Below are 22,699 nucleotides of genomic sequence, written 5' to 3'. Positions count from 1 at the left end.
CTCGATCGCATCCTCCTCAGTCCCACGAGAACCGCCAGTGCCGCCGGTGCACCAGGCTCGCCGCGTACTCCCGCAGGTTCCCCGGCTGACCGGAAAAACTCCGCACCGAGAACGCCCTGTGCTCGGCCGCCACCACGACCGCGCGGCTCTGCAACCGGGGCGGCGCCGCCACCGCCAGCTCCAGCTCGTCGAACCCCAGCACGACCAACGTCGCGCCGAAGCGGTCCTCCCAGCTGCGCAGCACCGCGGAGATCGCCGCCACCTGGTCGGTCGACTTGATCATGCCCGTCCAGCCCAGCGCGGCGGGGACGTCCGCGGGCCGCTCGACCGCCACCAGGCCCAGCCGGTACGTGCCGCGGCGCACGAGGATCGACCCCGTGTTGCCCGCCTCGGCGTACGGATCCACCCGCAGCTGCGATTTCCGCGCCAGGCCAGGGAAACTCGCCCCGAACGGGCGCAGGCAGCCCGTGCCGCCCGCGCAGCAGAACGGATCCCACCAGCGCGACAACGTCTCCGCCACGTCCACCGCGTCGATCCGGTGCGTGGCCGGGGCGAGCCTGCCCCGGTCGTCCACCCAGTCCTCCCCGTTCGCCGCGAACCGCTCGTCGTGCGGCACCAGCACCGGCCACAGGCCCGTGCGCTCGAACGCCGCGATGCAGTCACGGAAGCGGCCGGGCTCGGTCAGCGGCTCGTCGGTCAGCCACAGCGGGCCGTGCCAGCGGCCGGCGGGCAGGTCCAGACCCGGCAGCGTGCCGGAGAAAGCGGTGGTCATCGGTACCCCTCGCGATAGGTTTCGCCAACGCGTCCGAACACTAGTTCGAGGGTACGACAGTTTTGGGCACCCGCCGACGGGCGTAGCCGAGCAACGCGAGCACCAGCAGCCAGCCCCCGGTGACGGCCGCCGAGATCGGCAGCAGGAGGAACAGCCGGTGCCACGACAGCAGCGCCGCGAGGCCGACGAGGAGGCAGAAACCCGTGGTCAGAGGTATGATCGACGGCTTGCGGGAGGCGGCTAACAGCGGCAGCCCGCCGACCACGACGGCCGCCAGCCCGTACCACGCCTGCGCGTCCCCGCCGGAAAGCCACAGCGCGAACCACGCCAGCCCGGGCAGGGCGGCGAGCACGAACGTCACCCATAAGAGGTGTTTCGCCATCCGCTCGATCGTCTCGCGGTCCGAGTGCCGCGCGACTAGCCCCGCGCCGACCGCGAGCACCACGAGCCCGACGACGACCGCCACCAGCAACGCGGGCACGGCGCGCTGCAGGCCGTCCGAGCCGAAGAAGTGCGCACTGCCGAGCCCGCTGATCACCCCCGCCACGCACGCGGTGATCAACGCGGTCACGTACCGCGGCAGCAGTGCCGGCGTGGGGACGCGGTGCCGCAGTTGCTCGGTCACCTCGCCGGAGTTCCACGCGGGCCGGGAAATCATGCCTGTCCGCCGCTAGGTTGGACCCGTGCTCGTGCCCTACCACCAGGACCAGCGGCTGCCCGACGACGCGCTCCCGCTCGACGCGCCCCGGTTCGCGCCCGCGCTGCCCGACGGCGACCTGTGGGACCGGCTCGCCGCGCTGCACGACGGCGTGGCCGAGCAGGTGGCGGCCGCCATCCGGCGAGGTGAGCGGCCCACCGTCGTCTCCGGCGACTGCCTCATCGCTCTGGGCGTGCTCGAAGGCGTGCGGCGGGCGGGGCTGGAGCCGTCCGTCGTGTGGTTCGACGCCCACGGTGACCTGCACACCCCCGCCAGCTCGACCTCCGGTTACGTGGGCGGGATGGCGCTCCGGTTCGCCATCGAGCCGCCGGCCGACGACCTCACGCCGCTCGCGGAGGAGTGCGTGACGCTCGTGGATGCGCGGGACCTCGACCCGGCTGAGGCCGAGTACCTCGCGACGTCGGCGGTCCGCCGGGTGCCGGTGGCCGACGTCGAAATCCCGGAGGGACCCGTCCTCCTGCACGTGGACCTGGACGTCATCGACAGCGCAGAACTGCCGGGCCTGCTGTTCCCGGCGCCGGACGGGCCGACTCGCAGCGCGGTGCTGACCGCGGTCCGGCGCCTGCTCGACAGCGGCCGGGTGGCCGCGCTGCACGTCGCCTGCCCGTGGGAACCCGGCCGTGACCAGGAGAACCGGCGGCGGTTGCTCTCGGAGCTGACGGGCCTACCGGGGCAGCCGTAGCCCCGCGATCAGCAGGTCCACCATGCGGCGGGCGTCGTAGCGCGGGTCTTCCCCGGCCCCGACGCACAGGTTGCCGACCGCTCGCAGCAGCCCGTAACCCTCGATCCCGGGCTGGATCTCGCCTGCCTCCACGGCGGCTTCGAGCAGCCGGGCGCACACGGGCACGAGGCGGTCGAGGAAGTACGCGTGCAGCGCCTCGAAGCGGGCGTTGTCGGACTGCAGTGCCGTCGCGAGCCCGTGCTTGGTGGTCAGGAAGTCGACGAACATCGCGATCCACCGGGTCAGCGCGGCGTGCGGGCTTTCGCTGCTCGCCAGCAGTTCCGGCCCGGCTTCGGCGCACGCGTCGACCTGGTGCCGGTACACGGCGATGACCAGGTCCGCCCTGGTCGGGAAGTGGCGGTAGATCGTGCCCATCCCGACGCCGGCCCTCGCGGCGATGTCCCGCACCGGCGCGTCCACCCCGGAGACGACGAACACGGCCGCGGCCGCCTCCAGCAGGGTCTGCTCGTTGCGGCGGGCGTCGGCCCGCTTCTTCGGGGACTTCGATCCGGTGCTCGCCACGGTCTTCCTCTCGTGCGTGGTTGCCAAGCGGAGCAATGTTCCGTATGTTAGACGGAGCAACGTTCCGCTTAACCCATTCTGCCAAAGGGGACCCTCCCATGCAGTACCGCACCCTGGGCCGCACCGGCGTCCAGGTCAGCACCCTCGTCCTGGGGGCGATGAACTTCGGCCCCATCGGGGGCACCACGCAGGACGAGGCCACCGCCATCGTCGACGCCGCGCTCGAAGCCGGCGTCAACCTCGTCGACACGGCCGACATGTACGGCACCGGCGTGTCCGAGGAGATGGTCGGCAGGGCCATCGCGGGCCGCCGTGACGACCTCGTGCTCGCCACGAAGGCGACCATGCCGATGGGCGACGAGCGCAACCACCGCGGCAGCTCCCGCCGCTGGCTGGTCACCGCGCTCGAAGACAGCCTCCGCAGGCTCGGCGTCGACCACGTCGACCTCTACCAGATGCACCGCTGGGACCCGCTCACCAGCGACGAGGAGACCCTGTCGGCACTGACCGACCTGCGGCGCGCGGGGAAGATCCGCTACTTCGGCTCCTCGACGTTCCCGGCGTACCGCATCGTCGAGGCCCAGTGGGCCGCGCGCGAGCACCACCTCGGCCGCTACGTCACCGAACAGCCGAGCTACTCCATCCTGCAGCGCGGCGTCGAAGCCCACGTCCTGCCCGTGACCGAGCAGTACGGCCTCGGTGTCCTCGTGTGGAGCCCGCTCGCTTCGGGCTGGCTGTCCGGCGCCGTGCGTGCGGGTCGCGAGATCACGACCAACCGCTCGAAGACGCTCCCGCGGCGCTTCGACACCAGCCTCCCCGCGAACCGCGCGCGGCTCGAAGCCGTCGAGCAGCTGGCGAAGGTCGCCGACGAGGCCGGCCTGACGATGATCCAGCTCGCGCTCGGTTTCGTGACCGCGCACCCGGCGGTGACGAGCGCGATCATCGGCCCGCGCACCGTGGAGCACGTGCGCTCCCAGCTCGCGGCCGCGGACACCGTGCTGCCCGCCGACGTGCTGGACGCGATCGACTCGATCGTCGCGCCCGGAGTCGACCTCGCGCCGGAGGAGAAGGTGGACACCCCGCCCGCGCTGCTCGACCCGGCGCTGCGGAGGCGGTGATGACCAGCTTCGGGCTCATGACCGCTCCGCAACAGGTGTCCTACGCCGACGTCGCCCGTGTCTGGCGGGAGGCGGACGGCATCCCGGAAATCGAGCACGCCTGGTTGTTCGACCACCTGATGCCCATCGGCGGCGACCCCGGCGGGCCGGTCCTCGAAGGCTGGACGCTGCTTTCCGCACTGGCGGCGCAGACCGAACGGCTGCGGCTCGGGCTGCTGGTGACCAGCAACCGGTTCCGGCCGCCGGCGATGCTGGCCAAGATCGCCGCGACCGTGGACGTCGTCTCCGGCGGGCGGCTCGACTTCGGCATCGGCGCGGGTTCGCGGCCCGACGTCCCGATGGCGCGCCGGGAGTACGAGGCACACGGCCTGCCGTTCCACGACTCCGCGCACGCCGTCGGCGCGCTCGCCGAGGCGTGCGCCGTCATCCGTCGCTTGTGGACGGACGACGAGCCGTTCGAATTCGACGGCGAGTACGTCCGGCTGAAGGGCGCGTACTGCAACCCCAAGCCCGTCGGTAGACCGTCGTTCGTCCTCGGTGGACGGTCGGCCGCGACGCTGCGGGTGGTCGCGCGGCACGCCGACGTGTGGAACTACCCGGGTGACGACCTCGAGGACGCGCTCGGCCGGAGCGCGCTGCTGGACCGCTTCTGCGCCGAAATCGGCCGTGACCCCGCGTCGATCGCGCGTTCCCTGGTGCTGCCGGTCTTCTACGACCGCCCGCAAGTGACCCGGGACGCGATCGCCGCGGCCGAGGACGCCGGGTTCCGGCACCTCGTCCTGGCCCTGCCCGCGCCGTATCCGGACGGCGTGGCGCGGTGGGTCGCGGACGAGATCCTCCCCGGGTGAGGTCGCGTCAGCTGTAGTCGCCGGAGAGGTAGGCGTCGGCGTCGCGGATGGTGTACGCGTAGCCCTGTTCGGCGAGGAAGCGCTGCCGGTGCGCGGCGTACTCCGCGTCGAGCGTGTCCCGCGCGACCACGGAGTAGAAGTGCGCCTGACGGCCGTCGCCCTTGGGGCGCAACAACCTTCCGAGGCGCTGCGCCTCCTCCTGGCGTGAGCCGAACGTGCCCGACACCTGGATCGCGACCGAGGCCTCCGGCAGGTCGATCGAGAAGTTCGCGACCTTCGACACGACCAGCCGCTGGATCTCGCCGCGGCGGAACTTGTCGAACAGCTCCTCGCGCTCCTTGTTGCGCGTCGAGCCCTGGACGACCGGCGCGTCCAGCTCGGCGCCCAGCTCCTCCAGCTGCTCCAGGTACGCGCCGATCACCAGCGTCGGCTCGCCGGGGTGCTTGTCCAAAATGGACTTGATGACGGCGGTCTTGGTGTGCGCGGTAGAGGCGAGCTTGTACTTCTCGTCCGACTCCGCCGTCGCGTAGACCAGCCGCTCGTTGTCGGTGAGCGTCACGCGCACCTCGACGCACTCGGCGGGCGCGATCCAGCCCTGCGCCTCGATGTCCCGCCACGGGACGTCGTAGCGCTTCGGGCCGATCAGGGAGAACACGTCGCCCTCGCGGCCGTCCTCGCGCACCAGCGTCGCGGTGAGGCCGAGCCTGCGGCGGGACTGGAGGTCCGCCGTCATGCGGAACACCGGCGCGGGCAGCAGGTGCACCTCGTCGTAGATCACCAGGCCCCAGTCCCGCGTGTCGAACAGCTCCAGGTGCTTGTACTCGCCCTTGGTCTTGCGCGTGATCACCTGGTACGTCGCGATCGTGACCGGCCGGATCTCCTTCTTCTCCCCGGAGTACTCGCCGATCTCGTCCTCGGTCAGCGACGTGCGCGCGACCAGCTCGCGCTTCCACTGCCGCCCGGCGACCGTGTTGGTGACCAGGATCAGCGTGGTCGCCTGCGCCTGGGCCATCGCGGCCGCGCCGACGAGCGTCTTGCCCGCGCCGCACGGCAGCACGACGACGCCGGAACCGCCCGCCCAGAACGCCTCGGCCGCGCCGCGCTGGTAGTCGCGCAGCTGCCAGCCCTGCTCCTCCAGCGCGATGGGGTGCGCCTCGCCGTCGACGTACCCCGCGAGGTCCTCGGCGGGCCAGCCGACCTTGAGCAGCGCCTGCTTGAGCCTGCCGCGCTCGGAGGGGTGCACGATGACGGTGTCGTCGTCGATGCGCGCGCCCAGCATCGGGCTGATCTTCTTGTTGCGCAGCACCTCCTCCAGCACCGCGCGGTCGGTGGTGACGAGCACGAGCCCGTGCACGGGGGAGTTGGTGATCTGCAGCCGCCCGAACCGGCCCATCGTGTCGACGATGTCGATCAGCAGCGGCTGCGGCACGGGGAAGCGCGAGTACGTGGTGAGCGCGTGCACCACCTGCTCCGCGTCGTGGCCCGCCGCGCGGGCGTTCCACAACGCGAGCGGCGTGATGCGGTACGTGTGGACGTGCTCGGGCGCCCGCTCCAGCTCCGCGAACGGCGCGATCGCTATCCGCGCGTCGTCCGCCTGCGCGTGGTCGACCTCGAGCAGCACGGTCTTGTCGGATTGGACGATCAGCGGGCCATCTGTCACGACATCCTTTATACGGCGTGCCCGAACCATCTGGTCAGCGCGGCGGTGACCGGCCCCTCGCCGGCCCAGCACACGACACCGTCCGGGCGCAGCAGCACCGCGTCGTGGTCCCAGTCGGCCTTCGCGTGCACCACGTCGACCCGGTCGGCCCAGCCCGCCGGCCAGTCCCGGGCGCCGAAGTCGAGCAGCAGTCCCCGGCCCGAGCGCAGCAGTTCCGCGATCCGCGTCGGGCCCTGGTCGGTGACGAGGTCGAGGTCGGGGATGCGGCCGGGGGCGTCGAGGCCGGACATCATGCCCGCGAGGTAGCGGTTGGTGTCGGGCAGGCGCAGCAGGTCCGTGAAGATGTCCCGCAGCGCCACCACATCGGGTTCCGGCTTCGGGTTGGCGAACACGCGCTGTGCCGACGTGTGGTGCAGCACGCGCGCGGCTGGTGGATGCCGTTCGTCCTGGTAGGTGTCGAGCAGGTCGACGCGGCCGGACAGCGTCGCGGCGAGCTTCCAGCCCAGGTTGACCGCGTCCTGCACGCCCAGGTTGAGGCCCTGACCGCCCAGCGGCGGGTGGATGTGCGCGGCGTCCCCGGCGAACAGCACCCGCCCGTACCGGTACTGCTCCAGCTGGCGCGTGGCGTCGCCGAAGCGGGAGCTGGTGAGCACCTCGGCCAGCTGTGTTTCCTCGCCGTAGATGGCGGTCAGCGCCTCCTGCACCTCGTTCTCGGCCGTCTCGCCCTGGCGGCCGAAGGTGAACCGGTACTTCGACTCCCCGAGCGGCACGAGCATCCCCCAGTAGTCGCCGCCTTCGCGGGTGAGCTTGCTGATGTGCCCGGCCTGCTCCGGCACCAGCGCGGACGCCGAGGACAGCCGGATGTCCGCGAGCACCGCCCGGTAGGTGCCGGAGCGGCCGGGGAACGGCAGGTCGAGCAGGTGGCGGACGGTGCTGTGCGCGCCGTCGCAGGCCACGGCGTAGCGGGCGCGGAACGTCTCGCCGCCCGCGGTGACGGTGACGCCTTCGTCGTCCTGCTCGACGGCGGTGACCTCGCGTCCGCGCAGCACGGGCACTCCGGCCGCCCGCTCCAGTTCCTCCTCGACCACCCACTGGGGCACGGAGATCGGGGTCGGGTAGCGCGTCCGCCACGGGCTCGCGTCGAGTGGCACGGGGAGCAGCCCGAAGTGTCCGCCCTCGGTGTTGCGCGGCAGGGCGCGCGCCAGCAGCGGGCCGAGCAGGCCGCGGTGGTCGAGCAGCTCCGCCGTGCGGGCCTGGAGGGTGCCGCCCTTCATCTGCTCCAGGCGCTCGGGCAGCCGTTCGACCACCACCGTCTCGACGCCGGCCAGCCGCAGTTCGTACGCCAGCGCCAGCCCGGTCGGCCCGGCGCCCACGATCAGCACGTCCATTTCACTCTCCTCAGTGCATAAGTAGACTAAGTGCAAGATAGCACCGAGTGCTAGCCTGAGGGGTGTGAATTTGCGGGAGCGGAAGAAGGAACGGACGCGGAAGGCGATTTCGGACGCCGCGATCACCCTGTTCCTGAAGTCCGGGTTCGACCAGGTGTCGATCACGCAGGTCGCCGAGGCGGCGGAGGTCTCGCGCCGGACCTTGTTCGCCTACTTCCCGACCAAGGAAGACCTGGTCGTGCACCGGCTCGCCGACCACGAGTTCGAGAACGCCCGGGTCGTCCGAGCCCGGCGGGAGCCACCGGTGGCCGCGCTGCGGGCGCACTTCCTCGAAGGGCTCCGCGAGCGCGACCCGATCACCGGGCTGTCGGACAAACCCGAGGTGCTCGCCCTGTACCGGCTGATCAAGGAGACGCCGGCGTTGATGAACCGCATGGTCACGTTCCACGCCTCGGGCACGCGGGCGCTGGCGGATGCGCTGCGCGAGGTGGCGGACGTGCCGCCGCTGGTCGCGGACCTGGCGGCGGACCAGCTCAGCGGCGTGCGGTGGCGGCTCGCGCTGGACAACAACGCGCGGATCACGGCGGGCGCCAGCGCCGATGAGGCGTACCCGGAGGCCGTCGAAGCGGCGGAGCTGAGCTTCTCGCTCCTGCTGAACGGCCTCGGCAGCGCCGGACTGGGTTAGTCCGCGAAGGCCGCGCCGATGGCGTCGCCGATCTCGTTCAGCACGTCGCGCGAGACCTGGACGTCACGGGTGAAGGACAGGAACGCGTGGGGCACGCCCTCGACCAGCCGGTGTGTCACCGGCACCCCGGCCTCCCGGAGCGCGTCCGCGTACCGGATGCCCTGGTCGCGCAGCGGGTCCAGCTCGGCAGTGACGATGAACGCGGCCGGGAGCCCGGTGAGGTCCGGCGCGCGCAGCGGAGAGACGCGCGGGTCGGCGCCCTCGTCGGGGGTGTTGAGGTAGGCGCCCCAGAACCATTCGAGCCAGGGGCGCGTCAGCAGGGGGCCGTCGGCGTGGTCGTACATCGACGCGCTGTCGTCGAAACGGTCGGTCGCGGGATAGGCGAGGGCCTGGAAGGTGACGGCCGGTCCGCCGCGTCGCTTCGCTTCCTGCGCGGTGATGGCGGCGAGGTTGCCGCCCGCGCTCTCCCCGAACAGGGCGATCCGCTCGGGATCGGCGCCGAACGTGCCCGCGTTCTGCCCGACCCACCGCAGCGCCGCGTAGGCGTCCTCGACGGCGGCCGGGAACCGGTGCTCCGGCGCCAGCCGGTAGTCGACGGAGACGACGACCGTTTTCGACCGCGTCGCGACGATCCTGGCGAAGTGGTCCTGGCTGTCGAGGTCACCGAACACCCAGCCGCCGCCGTGGAAGAACACCGTCACCGGCGCGGCCGGGCCCGGGACCGTCTCGGGGGTGTAGATGCGGACCGGGACGTCGTGGTCGCCGTTGCGGAAGGTGGTGTCGCGCACCTCGCGGACCGGGACGACGTCTCCGGCGAACGAGGTGAACGCGAGCCCGGCGGCCCGGTTCTCCGCCACGGTGAGGGTGTTGGCCGCGGGGGTCGCGGGCAGGTCGTCGAGCACGGTCTGGATCTGGGGGTCGAGAGCCATGAGCTTCGCCTTTCCGGGTCGCTTGGAATGATCTCTCCAACCGTAGGAAGCGCGAGATTGGAAAGTCAATTCCAATCTTTGCTAGGCTGGTTGCCATGGCGACGCGCAGTGTCGAGACCAGGGCCAAGGCGGCGAGCACCGAGGGTGGCCGTCGCACGCGAGACCGCATCCTGCGCGCGGCCGCCGAGCTGATGTTCAAGCAGGGCGTGGCCGGCACGAGCATCCCCGACGTGCAGCGCCGTGCCCAGGTGAGCGCCTCGCAGATCTACCACTACTTCGGGGACAAGAAGGGCCTCACGGCGGCGGTGATCGAGTACCAGAGCACCGTGAAGCTCGAACAGCAGCGGCCCCTGCTCGACCACCTCGACAGCGTCGAGGCGTTGCGTGAATGGTGCGAGCGCGCTGCCGTCCGCCTGGACGCGGTGCACTGCGAAGGGGGCTGCGAGATCGGTTCGCTCGCGAGCGAGCTGTCGGACATCGACCCCTCGGCCCGCCTCGGCCTGGCCACGGGGTTCGCCGCGTGGCAGGCGGCGATCGAAGCCGGGCTCGCCCGCATGCGCGAGCGCGGCGACCTCCCGGCGGACGAGGACGTCTCGGCGCTCGCGGTCGCGCTGCTGGCCGCGATCCAGGGCGGCATGCTGCTGTCCCAGGTGAACCGGGACGCCACCCCCTACCGCCGCGCGGTCAACGTGGTCATCGACCACATCGCGGACCGCGTCGCGGCCGCCCGGGCGGCGGGCTAGGGGTTTCCGTCCTTCGGCAGGAGGGACTGGACGTCGAGGCGGGCGTTGAGCATCCCCATGCTGTGCATGAGGTCGGCGACGCGCTGGAGCCGGACACCGCTCAGCGACGTCGGGTACTGGCCGAGCGCGATCAGGGCCGCCGTCGTGTCGTCGATCCCCGCGAGGCGGGGCAGCGCCTGCCGCACGACGGACTGGTCGGCCGCCCGCTGCTGCGCGTCCGCGAGCACCTGCCGGAACACCGCGAGCGTGTGCACGTTGGCCTGCGCGAACAACCCGCTCGCCGCGTAGGCCGAGACGGGGAAGTCCTTCGTCGCGCCGCGTGACGAGTCGGCCAGCGTCCTGGCGCCGAGCTCCTGCTGCGCCTTGGTGATGTACGGCTCGGTCATCAGCGCCGCGTCCGCGGAGCCGTCCCGCAGTGCCGCCGGCATGTCCGGATAGGACCGTGGCACGAACTTGATCTTCGTCGGATCCCCGCCCGCGGTCGCGAACATCGAGCGGGCCGCCAGTGCCCCGAGGTCGTTCTCCTGGTCCACCGCGATCTTCGGGGTCTTCCGGCTCGACAGCTCGGTGTACGTCGAGCCCGGAAGTGTCACCAGGGCCATCGTGAACGGCGCCGACGTGTACGCCTCGCCCTGGAGCTGGATGGGGGTGCCGCGGGCCGCCGCCGCGAAGAGCGCGACGTCCGTGGCGAACGCCACATCCACCTTCCCCGCGGTCAGGTCACCCAGCGGATCCGCCGTCTCGACGAGCTCGACGTGCAGGCCGGCGCGGGTGAACGAACCGTCAGCGACCGCGATCCGCAGCGGGGCCGTGTCGATCGGGTTGCCCACGCCGACCCGCAGGTCCGCCCGTTCCAGCCGGCCCTGACCCCCCTGCGGCCCGGTCCCCGCCGAGGTGTCACACGCGGTGAGCAGGCCGAGGACGGCGACCAGCAAGATCGCTACTGTCCGCATGCGACCCCCCTGCCGGGCGAAGGAAAACATCGGTCGGAGGTGGAGCTTAGGATGCAGGCCCAATACCATCGCCGACGGATCGCACCGAGAGTAGAGAGCGACTCGGACGTGCACGAGCCCGGTTCCTCTCTAGTAGGTTAACGGCTTCGTGCCGGTAACGGTGCGTATTCAACCGAGCAGCGAACGAAGGAAGTCGATGGCCCGTCCGCGCAAGCGTCCCGACGGTGGCGCACCGGAGCGGCGGCCGGAGATCAGGGCCGGCAGCCGGTGGCGGCTGCGCAACTGGCGGCTGCGCACGAAGCTGATCGCGGTGCTGGCGATCCCCGCGGTCACCGTGCTCGGCCTCGTCGGCCTGCAGGTCCGGCAGGACCTGGCACACGCGGACGAACTCGCGGAGCTGTCCGCGAACGGGCGCGTCCGCGCGGGCGTCAACGACCTCGTCCAGCAGCTGCAGCGCGAACGGGACCTGAGCGTGCGGTTCGTCGCGGGCGGACGGCAGGGCGACCTCGGCGAGCTGCGGGACCAGCGCGCCAAGGTGGACGCGGCGATCGGCACCGTGGACCGGCAGTTCGGGGCCGAGCGGCCGAAGCTGTCCGAAACCGGGGTGACCGAGCTGCAGTCCACGCTGGCCCGGCTGACCGTGCTGACGGGCCTGCGGTTCGCGACCGAGCACTCCAGCCTCCCCGCCGACGCCACGCTCCGCTCCTACCGCGAGCTGATCGGCGGGGTGCTCGACCTGTCCGACCAGTCCGTCGCCGACGTCAGCGACCCGGAGCTGTCCCGGCTGCGGCTCGCCGCGAGCGCGCTCGCGCGCGTGAAGGACCAGATGTCGGTCAAACGCGCGCTGCTCGCGGAGGCGCTGCAGGAGAACCGGCTGTCCACCGACCAGCTGCGGGCGCTGCTCGGTGCGGACGCCGAGCTCAACGCCGCGCGCAACGACTTCCGGAAGTTCGCCACGCCCGCCGAGCAGCGGATGTACGACGACACGGTGATCGGGCTGATCGTCGACACCGGCAACAACCTCGTCGAGTCGGCGATCACCCGTGCCGAGATGGGGCAGAACCTCAGCGGGCTCGACCCGCAACAGTGGGACACCGCCGCCACCTACACGATCAACCTCGCCTACCAGGTCCAGCAGGCGCTCCAGGCGGAGACCCAGACGAAGATCGACGCGCTGGCGACCGGCGCGCGCCGGTCCGCGATCGCCAACGCGGGGGTTGTGCTGGGCGTGCTCGTGCTGTGCGCGGTGCTGGCGGTGATCATCGCGCGCTCGCTGCTGCGGCCGCTGCGGGCGTTGCGGCGCACCGCGCTCGACGTCGCCGAGCACCGGCTGCCCGAGGCGGTCGAGAACATCCTCGCCGACCCGCAGCCGGAGGGTGCCGCGCGGCGGCGCGGGATCGAGCCGGTGCCGGTGTTCAGCCGCGAGGAGCTGGGCCAGGTGGCGCGTGCGTTCGACGCGGTGCACGGCGAGGCCGTGCGGCTCGCGGGCGAACAGGCGCTGCTGCGCGAGAACGTGAACGCGATGTTCGTCAACCTGTCGCGCCGCACGCAGGCCCTCGTCGAGCGGCAGCTCGCCGTGCTCGACCGGATGGAGGCCCACGAGCAGGACCCGGAAACGCTGGGCGGACTGTTCGAACTGGACCACCTCGCGACCCGGATGCGCCGCAACAGCGAGAACCTGCTCGTGCTGTCCGGGCAGGACCTCGGGGACGACCGCACGGAACCGGTGCCCGCCGAGGAGATCATCGGTGCGGCACTGTCCGAAGTGGAGCACTACCAGCGGATCGAGCTGACGGCGGCGCCGGACCTGGCGATCCGCGGCGAGGCGTGCAGCGACCTCGTGCACGTGATCTCCGAGCTGCTGGAGAACGCGACGCTGTACTCCCCGGCGGACTCGACGGTCACCGTCGTGAGCGCGGTCGGGGACGACGGCGCGTGGCAGGTGCACATCACCGACTCCGGCGCCGGGATGCCCGAGCCGGAGATCCAGCGCGCGAACGCCCGGCTGGCCAACCCGCCGGAGGTGGATGTCGAGGTGTCCCGCCGGATGGGCCTGTTCGTGGTCGCGTCGCTCGCCGCGCGGCACGACATCGGGGTCCGGCTGCGCTCGGCGGACGGCGGCGGCCTGGTGGCGACGGTCGTCGTGCCCGCGGACCTCGTGGTGGCGCAGCCGCCGCGGCCGGAGCCCGAGCCCGTCGTCGTCGAGGAGGAACCCGAGCCCGAGGTGGCGGAGGGGCCGCTGGCGCTGCCCGCGATCCCGGAGCCCGCGCCCCGCGTGCCCGTCGTGGACGAGCAGACCCCGGACTGGCCGTCGGAGGACGACGACGAGCGGGAGCGGTACTACCTGGAGGACGACGAGCCGACCGAGCGCATGCCGGCGTACCAGGCGGTGCTGTCGCAGTGGTTCTACACGGGGGAGCACGCGCCCGTGCCCCCGCCGGAGGAGACCCCGGAGGAGGGCGGGCCCATCGCGGCGCGCCTGAACGGGGCGCGGCACGCCCGGCCGGAGCCGGCCGACCCACCCACGCTCCAGCTCGACCCCGAGGCGGTGCGCGGCCGGATGGCGCGGCTGCAGGACGGCTTCAACCGCGCGCGTGAGGCGCGCAGCGCCACCCGGCACGGCGAGGACGCGCCCGCGCAGTGACCGCCCCGGCGCGGGTGTGACCGGCAATCCCAGGGCTCCCGGAATGGGGGCCCTGCTTCGACTTGCCCTCGGCAAATGTCGCCTTGCTTCTTTCCCGACTCGGTGTGATCACCGCATTCGGCTGAACGTCCTATTGGGAACACCCGTTTCCGCGCAGTTTTCGTGCGCCATTCGGCGGGGCGGGCGAAAACGGGCGCTACGCGGCCTACCGGCAGGTCAGGTCCCTCGCGGGGACATTGCCGGACGGGGCGTGACCGATACCGGATCATGATCAAATCGGGGTGTTGCGGGAAGCGGCGTTTGCGGTAGGTTGCGCCCGGCCAGGTCTCGGTGGGGATGGTCGATCACTCACCGAATCACATGGAGTAGTCAGATATTCGTCCTTCGATACGCCGCGTCAGGAGCGTCGTAAAAATGTCAGCTAACGTGAGCAATACCACCCGTCGGAGCGTGCTCCGGCTCGCCCTTGGCGCCACCCTCGCCGCACCGCTCGTGGCCACCGGCTGCAGCGTGCTGAACGGCTCGGACTCGAAGTCGTCCTCGGGTGGGAACGGCTCCGGCCCGGTGGAGAAGAGCAAGATCACCGTCGGGATCCTCAGCAGCCAGGGCAGCGTGGGCAGCAAGCTCGCGGAGAAGTACGGGTACTACAAGAACGAGGGCCTCGAGGTCACGCTGAAGCCCTTCGCGCAGGGCCCGCAGGCGATCCCGGCGCTGATCAACGGCGAGCTGGACTTCGCGGTGATCAACTACGTGTCGTTCTTCACCGCGATCGCCAACAGGTCGCTCGACGCGAAGATCGTGGTGGACGGCGACACGGCCAACGAGACCTCGCAGCTCGTCATCGCCAAGCCCGACTCCGGTATCCGCGGCCCGAAGGACCTGGTCGGCAAGAAGGTCGGCATCCAGGCGTCGAAGTCGGCGGCCGAGCTGCTGGTGCGCGCCACGCTGAAGGACAACGACGTCGACCCGAACTCGGTGTCCTACCAGCCGGTCACGTTCCCGAACATCCCGGCCGCGATCGCGAGCGGCCAGCTGGACGCCGGGGTCGAGGTCGAGCCCTACCTGACCACGGCGCAGCAGAAGCAGGGGCTGGTCCCGGTCATGAAGATCGTCACCGGTTCGACGGCGAACATCCCGAACACCGGCTACATCGCGACGACCAAGTTCATCGAAGCGAACCCGAAGACGGTCGCGGCGTTCCAGCGCGCCATGATCCCCGCGCAGCGCGACGCGGCGGACCGCTCGAAGGTCGCGCAGGTGCTGCCCGATCTGTCCGGTGTGGACGCCGCGACGGCGACGCTGCTCAACATCGACACGTTCCCGACGTCCACCAACCCCACGCAGCTCCAGCGCGTGATCACCCTGCTGCAGAACTACGGTGGCATGACCGCGCAGCTGGACGCCGCGAACCTGATCGTGCCGACGCCCCAAGTCTGATCCCATGCGCACCGTTCTCCGCCGGCTCGCCGGGCTGGCCGTCTTCCTGCTGCTGTGGGAGGCGGTCAGCCGCTCGGGTGTGGTCAAGGCCGGGGTGCTGCCCCCGCCGTCCACCGTGATCACGCGCTTCTTCGCGCTGTTCGGTGACGCCGAGTTCCAGCGGGCCGTCGCGGCGACCCTGCTGGCCTGGCTCATCACGCTCCTGCTCGCCTCGGTCATCGCCATCCCGCTCGGCCTGCTGCTCGGCAGCATCCGGCCGCTGCGGCTGGTCACCGGCCCGCTCATCGAGTTCCTGAGACCGCTGCCGACCGTGGCGCTGATCCCGCTGGCGACGCTGGTGCTCGGCAGCGGGGCGCAGATGAAGATCGCGCTCGCCACATTCGCGTCGGTGTGGCCGATCCTGTTCAACACGGTGTACGCGATCTCGGAGATCGACCGCCAGGTGCTGGACACCGCACGGGCCTTCCGCACGCCGCGGCCGCGCCTGGTGTACGCGGTGGTGCTGCCGAGCATCGCGCCGTTCGTGCTGACGGGGATCCGCCTGTCCGCGGCGATCGGCCTGATCGTGCTGGTCAGCACCGAGTTCCTGACGGGGACGAGCGTGGGTGTCGGGCAGTTCGTCTACCACTGGGGCAGCGGTTCGCTGCGGATGGACATCGTGCTCGCCGGGACGATCTTCACCGGGCTCGCCGGCTACCTCGTCAACACGGCACTGCTCAGCGCCCAGCGGCGCTGGCTGGGCTGGGCGGCGACAGGAGGTGCGGTGTGAGCACGCGGTGGCGTGACTTCGCCCGGCGCTGGGCGGTGTTCGCCGGGTTCCTGCTGCTGTGGCAGCTGCTGACGGTGCTGGCGGACAACCCGTACTTCCCGTCGCCGACGCGGATCGCGGAGGCGGCGGGGCGGGTGTGGTTCTCCGGCCCGGCCGCGCACCTGTGGGTCACCGACGCGGTGACGCACGACCTGCTGCCGAGCCTGGGCAAACTGCTGGCGGGGTGGCTGATCGCGATCGCGGTCGGGGTGCCGCTCGGGCTGGCGCTCGGCCGCTCGCCCGTGCTCACCGACTACGTCTCGACGATGTTCTTCTTCGCCCGCTCGGTGCCCGCGACGCTGCTGGTGCCGGTGTTCCTGGTGATGTTCCACATCGGGACGCGGATGGAGCTGGTGACGATCCTGTGGGGCACGATCTGGCCGATCCTGCTCAACACGATCGACGGGGCCAGGTCGGTGGACGACGTGAAGATCGAGACCGCGCGGGCCTTCCGGATCGGCGGCAGGCGGTGGATCTTCGGGGTCGTGCTGCCCGCGGCGCTGCCGAAGGTGTTCGCGGGGCTGCGGCTGGCGCTGGCGATCGCGATCATCCTGATGATCGTGTCGGAGCTGACGGGCAGCGACAGCGGCATCGGCTACCGCCTGATCAACGCCCAGTTCGGCTTCGAGCTCGACGTGATGTGGGCGTGGATCGTGCTGGTCAGCGTGCTCGGGTACGTGTCCAACCTGCTGTTGACCGTCGCGGAGCGGCGGGCGCTCGCCTGGCACCCCGGCTTCCGCTCGGAGGTGCTGGACTGAAAGCGGCTCCGCCGTCCGAAAACGGCGGAGCCGCACCGAAATCACCCCAGCCGGACGTGCACCACCGTCGGGACCGGGGCGGCCAGCGCGTTCCGCAGTGCGGAGCGCAGCTCGTCCGCCGTCCCGGCCTCCGCGGCCGCGCAGCCGAGGCCCTTCGCGAGGTCGCCGAAGCCGAGGCCGCCCAGTTCGATCCCCGGGACCTTCCCGGACTCGCTGCGGACGGCGTGGCGGCGCACGGCCGCGTACTCGCCGTTGTCGAGCACCACGAACGTCACCGGCGTCTGCTGCCGCGCCGCGGTCCACAGCGCCTGGATGCTGTACATGCTGCTGCCGTCCCCGAGCACCGCGACCACCTGCCGCCCCGGCTCGGCCAGCGCGGCGCCCACCGCGGCGGGCAGGCCGTACCCCAGCACGCCGCTGGACATCGTCAGGAAGCCGCGTCCCCGCGAGCGGATCGGCAGGTGCTGCTGCATGTCCTGCCGGTGCGTGGGCGCCTCCTCCACGACGAGCGCGTCTTCGGGGAGCAGGTCCGCGAGGGTCTGGTAGACGAACGCGCCGGTCAGCGGCTCACCGGCGGCGGGTTCGGGCAGCCGGGCCGGGCGCGGCCGCGGTGCCGGTGCCGCACGTCCCGTGTCGGACACCAGTTCGGCCAGCCGCGCGATGCCCGCACGCGGCGTCGTCAGCACCCCCGCCGTCATCGGCGCCCGCGCGAGCACCTGCGGGTCGTCGCTGAGCACGTACAGCGGCGGCATGGCGGGTCCGGGACCGGTGACGACGTGGTAGGTGAAGGCGGGCGCGCCCAGCACGACCACGACGTCGTACTCCGCGAGCGCGGTCGCGACGGCGGCCCGGTTCGGGGCGAGGAACCCGGCGAACAGGTCGTGGTCCTCCGGGAAGGAGCTGCGGGCCGAGAACGGCGCGGCCCACACCGCGGCCCGGGTTTTCTCCGCCAGCGCAACGGTTTCCGGCACCGCGTCGTCACCGTCCACAGTGGCCCCGACGACCAGTGCGGGCTTGCGCGCCGCGTTCAGCGCGGCGGCCACCTCGGCCAGCGCGGTCTCGTCCGGGGCGAAGCTCGCGAGCCGCGGCGGCGCCGGGACCGGCTCGGCGGGCTCGTCCCAGTCGTCGGCGGGAACGGACAGGAAGGCCGGCCCCGCCGGGGCCTGCGTGGCGAGCAGGTAGGCGCGCGCGAACGCGGCGGGCACGTCCTCGGCCCGCGCCGGCTGGCACGCCCACTTCACGTACGGCCGCGGGAACTCCGTGGGTTCGAGCGCGCCGAGGAACGGGTCGGCGGGCAGCAGCGACCGCGACTGCTGGCCGGCGACCACGATCAGGGGCGCGCGGTTGTGGAACGCCGTCACGAGGTTGCCCAGCCCGTGCCCCACGCCTCCTGCGGAATGCAGGTTGACGACGGCAGCGTTGCGGGTCAGCTGGGCGTAGGCGTCGGCCATCGCGACGACGCTCGCCTCCTGCAGGCCCAGCACGTACCGGAAGTCGTCGGGCCAGTCGGCGAGGAACCGCAGTTCCGTGCTGCCGGGGTTGCCGAAGACCGTGGTCAGCTTCCACTCGCGCATGAGCGCGCGCACGGCGTCGCGAACGGTGACCGGCATCGTCACGCCGCTCGTTTCTGCAGCAGCCGGGCCACCTCGCCCCGCAGCGCGACGAACTCCGCGGACTCGCGCGTGGTGATCTGGTCGCGTTCCGCGGGCAGGTCCACCGGCAGGTCGGCGACGATCGTGGCGGGGGACGACGACAGCACGAGCACCCGGTCGGCGAGGTAGACGCTCTCGTCGATGTCGTGCGTGACCAGCAGGACCGTGCTGCCCTGCTCGCGCTGGACCGTGCGCAGCAGGTCCTCCAGCTCGAACCGGGTCTGGGCGTCGACCGACGCGAACGGCTCGTCCATCAGCAGCAGCGCGGGACGGCTCGCGAGCGCCCGCGCGATCGACACGCGCTGCTGCATGCCGCCGGACAGCTGCCACGGGAACTTCCGCTGGGAACCGGCGAGGCCCACCCAGCCCAGCGCCTCCTCGACGCGGCGGCGCCGTTCCTCCTTGCCGATCCCCAGTGACCGCAACGGGAATTCGACGTTTCCGGCGACCGTGAGCCAGGGAAAAAGGGAACGGCTGTAGTCCTGGAAAACCACGGCGAGGTCCGCGGGCACACCTTGCACTTCGTCACCGTGCAACCGCACCTTGCCGCCGGTCGGCTTGATGAGCCCGGCGATGCACCGCAGCAGCGTCGACTTGCCGCAGCCGGACGGCCCCACGATGCAGGCGAGCTGCCCCGCCGAGACGGTGAAGGTCAGGTCGCGCACCGCCGCGTGGGCGTCCGGACCACTGCCGAAGCGGTGGTTCAGTCCTTCGACTTCGAGCATGGCCACCGGCGTCTCGCCGGGCGCGGGGTCGTTCTTGCTCAGCCCAGTGATGTTGATCACCTGATCAGGTCCATTCGGATGAGGAGCACTACGCACAGTGGTCTAATGTGACCGCGCAGCACCTATTGTCTCAGGTCGGAAATTCTTTCTGGAGCACCGTTTCTTGCGGTTGCCCAGGAAGGGTTACATCTTCACCCGCTCTTCGCTACCCTCTGCACCTGCAATCCGAGCTTCGGGTCCACTTCTGGTGGGATTGATGGTGGTACAGCGGTGCCGAAAGAAGACACCCCAGACATAGCGGGGCAGCCTGCGCGGCAGAGTTCGGCGCCCTCCTCCGGGTCATCGCTGGGTCTGAAGAACTGGAAGCTGCGCTCCAAGCTGGCGCTGGTGCTGGCGATCCCGACCGTGACGGCGCTGGTCCTCGGCGGCCTGCGGGCGGTCGACGAGCTGCACACGGCGGGCCAGCTCAACCAGACCACGGCGCAGGTCGACCTCGCGCTCAAGGTGACCAACGTGGTGCACCAGCTCCAGGGCGAGCGGATGCTGGCGGTCGCCAAGATCGTCACCCCCGGCGACGTCGACCTGCAGAGCGCGCTCAACAGCCAGATCCAGCAGTCCGATGTCGCCGTGGCGGACCTCCGCCGGTCGACCGCCGACCTGAAGGTGGACGACGCGGCGAGCAAGGAGCGGTACGACCGCGGCCTGGAGCGCCTCGACGCGCTCGGCCCGCTGCGCTCGTCCGTGAACACGCCGCCGTTCTCCGAGCAGGCCGCGTTCAACGCCTACTCCTCGGTGCTGGACTCGCTGATCCAGCTGGGCCGCGAGATGACGTCGTCGGTGACGGACCAGAACCTGCTGCGCGAGGGCGCGAGCGTGCAGGCGCTGAGCCAGCTCAAGGAGTTCACGGTCCGCGAGGACGCCGCGATCGAGATCGCGCTGCTGCGCGGCCAGTTCTCCGGTCTGCTGCTGGAGGGGGCGCAGGCCGCGCAGTTCAGCGCCGCCGCCGCGCTCGCCCAGTTCCAGGCGAACGCCACCCCGGAACAGGTGCAGCAGTTCACCGACACCGTGAGCGGCCCGGACGTCGACGGCAGGGCGCGCATCGCCGCGACCGTGCTGGCGCGGGCCGACAACGGCGGCCCGCTCGGCGTGAACCGCAACGAGCTGGTCACCAACAGCGGCGCCAACCTGAACAAGCTGCGCACGATCGAGAGCGCGCTGCTGAACGACGTGCGGGCCCGGTCGGCGTCGCTGGCGAGCGAGGCCACGATGGCCGCCTGGCGCGATATCCTCATCGTGCTCGTCGCGCTCGCCGCCGCGCTGCTGCTGACGTTCCTCGTCGCGCGGGTCATGCTCAAGCCGATCCGGGTCCTGCGCACGAGCGCGCTGGAGATCGCCTACACACGGCTGCCGCAGACGGTCACGAAGATCCTCGACGACCCGGAACCGATGGAGGCGGCCGCGAAGGCCGTCGAACCGGTGCCGATCAACACGCGCGAGGAGATCGGCGAGCTCGCCCGCTCGTTCGACGAGGTGCACGAGCAGGCCGTCAAGATGGCGGCGGAGCAGGCACTGCTGCGCGAGAACGTCAACGGCATCTTCGTCAACCTCTCGCGGCGCTCGCAGCGCCTGGTGGAGCGCCAGCTCGGCGTCATCGACCGGCTCGAGGCCGACGAGCAGGACCCCGACCACCTCGCGAGCCTGTTCGAGCTCGACCACCTCGCGACCCGGCTGCGGCGCAACGGTGAAAGCCTGCTGGTGCTCTCGGGCGCCGGGCTGGCGAAGTCGGTGCCCAAGCCGGTGCCCGCCGCGGACGTCATCGGCGCCGCGGTGTCGGAGATCGAGCAGTACGCGCGGGTCGAGGTCGGTGTCATCCCCGAGGTCGCGGTGCGCGGGCTGACCGTGCACGACCTCGTGCACCTGCTCGCCGAGCTGCTCGACAACGCCACCTACTTCTCCGAGCCGGAGACGAAGGTGAGCGTGCGCGCCGTGGTGACGCGGCGCAAGGCGCTGGCCATCCAGATCACCGACCGCGGTGTCGGCATGTCGGAGGAGCAGGTCGCCGAGGCCAACCAGCGGCTGGCCGACCCGCCGGACCTCGACGTGTCGGTGACCCGGCGGATGGGCCTGTACGTGGTCGCGCGGCTCGCGCAGCGGCACGGCATCGAGGTGCGGCTGCGGGAGAACGAGGACATCGAGGGCGGCGTCATCGCCCGCGTCGTGGTGCCGGCCGAGCTGCTCGGGCCGGTCGTCCCCGAGGCGCCGATGCCCCCGCCGTCGCAGCTGGAGACCTCGCTGCCGGACATCCCGTCGGTGCCCGCGCAGCGGCCGAGGCCCGAGTCGGTCGGCTCCGAGCAGACCTCGGCCGGGCTGACCCCGCTCGCGCAGCCGATCAGCCTCGACGACCTCGTCGCGGGTTCGTCGAGCGCCGCGTTCCTCAGCCGGGGTGGTTCGGCGGGCCCGGCGCCCGCGAACCGCCCGCAGCTCAACGGGAACCGGTTCACCCCGCTCGAACTGCCGAAGCGGGAGCCGCAGTACGTGCCGGTGGTCCAACCGGAGCCGGTGCCCGAGGAGCAGCCCGTGCAGCAGAGCGGGGTGCTGGAGGACGACGTGCCGACCAAGCGGCTCCCGATCTACCAGTCGGTCGTGTCGCGCTGGTTCACCCAGGAAGGCGAAGAGGAGCAGGACACCCGCGGGGAGGAGGCGTCCGAGCGCCCGATGACGGGAGATCTCGAGGAAACGGCCGCGCACCGGGCGGTCGAAACGGTGCCCGAGGACGCCTGGAGCAGCGTCGCCGACGAGGGCTGGCAGAAGGCCCAGTCGCTCCTGGAGCCCAAGAGCGAGGAAGTGACCGAGGCCGGCCTGCCCAAGCGGGTGCCCAACGCGTACCTGATGCCGGGTTCGGTGACGGCCACGAGCAGCACACCGAGCGGTGCCTCCTTCACCGACACGACGTCGGGCAGGCCGGGGGCGAGCGCGATCACGCGGTCCGCCACCGCCGCCCGCGAACGTATGGTGAGCTTCCAGCAGGGCTACCGCTCAGGCCGGCACGCCCTCCGCGAGCGGTCCGGGGAGAGCGTTTCGGTGACCGGCGGGGACGCGACCCCGCCCCAGTTCGGCAGTGAGGAGTGACAGTGACACGCGCGGGTTCCCTGCAACCGGGAGGCGCCAAGCCGCAGAGCGGGCCGAACGGTTTCGCCTGGCTCATCACGGACTTCGTGCACCGCGTGCCCGGTGCGGCGCACGCCGTGGTCGTGTCCGCGGACGGGCTCATGCTGGCCGCCTCGCGCGGCCTGCCCAAGGACAGGGCCGACCAGCTGGCGGCGGTCGCCTCCGGGCTGACCAGCCTCGCCCGCGGTGCGGCGAAGGTGTTCGAAGGCGGCCCGGTCGCGCAGACCGTGGTCGAGATGGCGAACGGCTTCCTGTTCCTGATGTCGGTTTCGGACGGCTCGTGCCTCGCGGTGCTGGGGTCGCCCGACAGCGACATCGGGCTGGTGGTGTACGAAATGACCCTCCTGGTCGACCGCGTCGGGCAGCAGTTGACGCCCGAGCTGCGGGCGCAGCTCCAGGGAGCCGCTCGCGCGTGACGCGCGGCGCACGGAGGGACTGCGGTGAATGCGG

20 protein-coding genes are annotated in these 22,699 nt (G+C 71.6%); 11 read left to right on the top strand and 9 right to left on the bottom strand.

The genetic code is table 11. The features are described from left to right. Window positions 1–16: 16 nt before the first annotated feature. Window positions 17–772, bottom strand: a complete 756-nt coding sequence (locus BMZ92_RS30730; protein WP_091514763.1) for a DUF4253 domain-containing protein — start codon at window positions 770–772, stop codon at window positions 17–19. Window positions 773–812: 40 nt separating this feature from the next. Further along, window positions 813–1,430, bottom strand: a complete 618-nt coding sequence (locus BMZ92_RS30725) for a hypothetical protein (RefSeq protein ID WP_091514760.1) — start codon at window positions 1,428–1,430, stop codon at window positions 813–815. 25 nt (window positions 1,431–1,455) lie between these two features. Here BMZ92_RS30725 and BMZ92_RS30720 point away from each other — a divergent pair, with 25 nt between their 5' ends. Then, window positions 1,456–2,172 (top strand): arginase family protein, encoded by a 717-nt coding sequence (locus tag BMZ92_RS30720; RefSeq protein WP_091514758.1) that lies wholly within the window; start codon window positions 1,456–1,458, stop codon window positions 2,170–2,172. Here BMZ92_RS30720 and BMZ92_RS30715 read toward each other — a convergent pair. Next, window positions 2,155–2,733 (bottom strand): TetR/AcrR family transcriptional regulator, encoded by a 579-nt coding sequence (locus BMZ92_RS30715; RefSeq protein ID WP_091514756.1) that lies wholly within the window; start codon window positions 2,731–2,733, stop codon window positions 2,155–2,157. The two genes, BMZ92_RS30720 and BMZ92_RS30715, sit on opposite strands and share 18 nt — an antisense overlap. A gap of 98 nt (window positions 2,734–2,831) precedes the next feature. On the opposite strand from BMZ92_RS30715, the gene BMZ92_RS30710 reads away from it, so the two are divergent. Together BMZ92_RS30710 and BMZ92_RS30705 are read left to right on the top strand one after the other, a co-directional pair. Continuing rightward, window positions 2,832–3,851 (top strand): aldo/keto reductase, encoded by a 1,020-nt coding sequence (locus tag BMZ92_RS30710; RefSeq protein WP_091514754.1) that lies wholly within the window; start codon window positions 2,832–2,834, stop codon window positions 3,849–3,851. Further along, window positions 3,851–4,699 carry an LLM class flavin-dependent oxidoreductase gene (locus BMZ92_RS30705; protein WP_091514751.1) on the top strand — a complete coding sequence of 283 codons (849 nt, stop codon included), beginning with the start codon at window positions 3,851–3,853 and terminating at the stop codon, window positions 4,697–4,699. Before BMZ92_RS30710 ends, BMZ92_RS30705 begins: the two co-directional genes overlap by 1 nt. A gap of 7 nt (window positions 4,700–4,706) precedes the next feature. On the opposite strand, the gene BMZ92_RS30700 is transcribed toward BMZ92_RS30705, so the two are convergent. Further along, on the bottom strand, window positions 4,707–6,359 hold the full coding sequence (locus BMZ92_RS30700; protein ID WP_091514749.1) for a DNA repair helicase XPB: 1,653 nt from the start codon (window positions 6,357–6,359) through the stop codon (window positions 4,707–4,709). A gap of 8 nt (window positions 6,360–6,367) precedes the next feature. Beyond that, complete coding sequence (locus BMZ92_RS30695) at window positions 6,368–7,747, bottom strand: FAD-dependent monooxygenase (protein ID WP_091514746.1); 1,380 nt, start codon at window positions 7,745–7,747, stop codon at window positions 6,368–6,370. Between the two features lie 64 nt (window positions 7,748–7,811). On the opposite strand from BMZ92_RS30695, the gene BMZ92_RS30690 reads away from it, so the two are divergent. Continuing rightward, entirely contained in the window at window positions 7,812–8,432 is a 621-nt protein-coding gene (locus tag BMZ92_RS30690; RefSeq protein ID WP_245783350.1) for a TetR/AcrR family transcriptional regulator, read from the top strand. Here BMZ92_RS30690 and BMZ92_RS30685 read toward each other — a convergent pair. Continuing rightward, a complete protein-coding gene (locus tag BMZ92_RS30685) occupies window positions 8,429–9,361 on the bottom strand; it encodes an alpha/beta hydrolase (protein WP_091514742.1) in 933 nt (310 codons plus the stop codon). The genes BMZ92_RS30690 and BMZ92_RS30685 overlap by 4 nt on opposite strands. Window positions 9,362–9,456: 95 nt before the next feature. On the opposite strand from BMZ92_RS30685, the gene BMZ92_RS30680 reads away from it, so the two are divergent. Continuing rightward, a complete protein-coding gene (locus BMZ92_RS30680; RefSeq protein ID WP_091514740.1) occupies window positions 9,457–10,104 on the top strand; it encodes a TetR/AcrR family transcriptional regulator in 648 nt (215 codons plus the stop codon). On the opposite strand, the gene BMZ92_RS30675 is transcribed toward BMZ92_RS30680, so the two are convergent. Further along, window positions 10,101–11,057, bottom strand: coding sequence for an ABC transporter substrate-binding protein (locus BMZ92_RS30675; protein ID WP_091514738.1), 957 nt, complete (start codon window positions 11,055–11,057; stop codon window positions 10,101–10,103). The genes BMZ92_RS30680 and BMZ92_RS30675 overlap by 4 nt on opposite strands. A gap of 196 nt (window positions 11,058–11,253) precedes the next feature. On the opposite strand from BMZ92_RS30675, the gene BMZ92_RS30670 reads away from it, so the two are divergent. The 4 genes from BMZ92_RS30670 (at window position 11,254) to BMZ92_RS30655 (ending at window position 16,704) form a co-directional block, all read left to right on the top strand. Beyond that, the gene (locus tag BMZ92_RS30670; protein WP_091514735.1) at window positions 11,254–13,701 is read left to right on the top strand and encodes a sensor histidine kinase; all 2,448 of its coding nucleotides are present in this window, start codon (window positions 11,254–11,256) and stop codon (window positions 13,699–13,701) included. Window positions 13,702–14,127: 426 nt separating this feature from the next. Next, window positions 14,128–15,138, top strand: coding sequence for an ABC transporter substrate-binding protein (locus tag BMZ92_RS30665; RefSeq protein ID WP_177228941.1), 1,011 nt, complete (start codon window positions 14,128–14,130; stop codon window positions 15,136–15,138). A gap of 4 nt (window positions 15,139–15,142) precedes the next feature. Further along, window positions 15,143–15,907, top strand: coding sequence for an ABC transporter permease (locus BMZ92_RS30660; RefSeq protein ID WP_091514729.1), 765 nt, complete (start codon window positions 15,143–15,145; stop codon window positions 15,905–15,907). Next, window positions 15,904–16,704: an ABC transporter permease gene (locus BMZ92_RS30655; protein WP_091514727.1), complete on the top strand. Its 801-nt coding sequence runs from the start codon at window positions 15,904–15,906 to the stop codon at window positions 16,702–16,704. Before BMZ92_RS30660 ends, BMZ92_RS30655 begins: the two co-directional genes overlap by 4 nt. 41 nt (window positions 16,705–16,745) lie before the next feature. Here BMZ92_RS30655 and mdlC read toward each other — a convergent pair whose 3' ends face one another. Both mdlC and BMZ92_RS30645 read right to left on the bottom strand, forming a co-directional pair. Then, the gene (gene mdlC, locus BMZ92_RS30650) at window positions 16,746–18,314 is read right to left on the bottom strand and encodes a benzoylformate decarboxylase (protein ID WP_091514725.1); all 1,569 of its coding nucleotides are present in this window, start codon (window positions 18,312–18,314) and stop codon (window positions 16,746–16,748) included. A 2-nt stretch (window positions 18,315–18,316) separates the two neighbouring features. Beyond that, window positions 18,317–19,081: an ABC transporter ATP-binding protein gene (locus BMZ92_RS30645; RefSeq protein WP_091514787.1), complete on the bottom strand. Its 765-nt coding sequence runs from the start codon at window positions 19,079–19,081 to the stop codon at window positions 18,317–18,319. Window positions 19,082–19,351: 270 nt separating this feature from the next. On the opposite strand from BMZ92_RS30645, the gene BMZ92_RS30640 reads away from it, so the two are divergent. Next, complete coding sequence (locus tag BMZ92_RS30640) at window positions 19,352–22,210, top strand: sensor histidine kinase (RefSeq protein WP_091514722.1); 2,859 nt, start codon at window positions 19,352–19,354, stop codon at window positions 22,208–22,210. A 2-nt stretch (window positions 22,211–22,212) separates the two neighbouring features. Further along, window positions 22,213–22,665: a roadblock/LC7 domain-containing protein gene (locus BMZ92_RS30635; RefSeq protein WP_091514719.1), complete on the top strand. Its 453-nt coding sequence runs from the start codon at window positions 22,213–22,215 to the stop codon at window positions 22,663–22,665. Window positions 22,666–22,699: the final 34 nt, after the last annotated feature.

Origin of the sequence: Amycolatopsis sacchari (assembly GCF_900114035.1) — a bacterium.
GTDB lineage: Bacteria > Actinomycetota > Actinomycetes > Mycobacteriales > Pseudonocardiaceae > Amycolatopsis_E > Amycolatopsis_E sacchari.
This window is presented reverse-complemented; position numbering and strand designations above follow the sequence as displayed.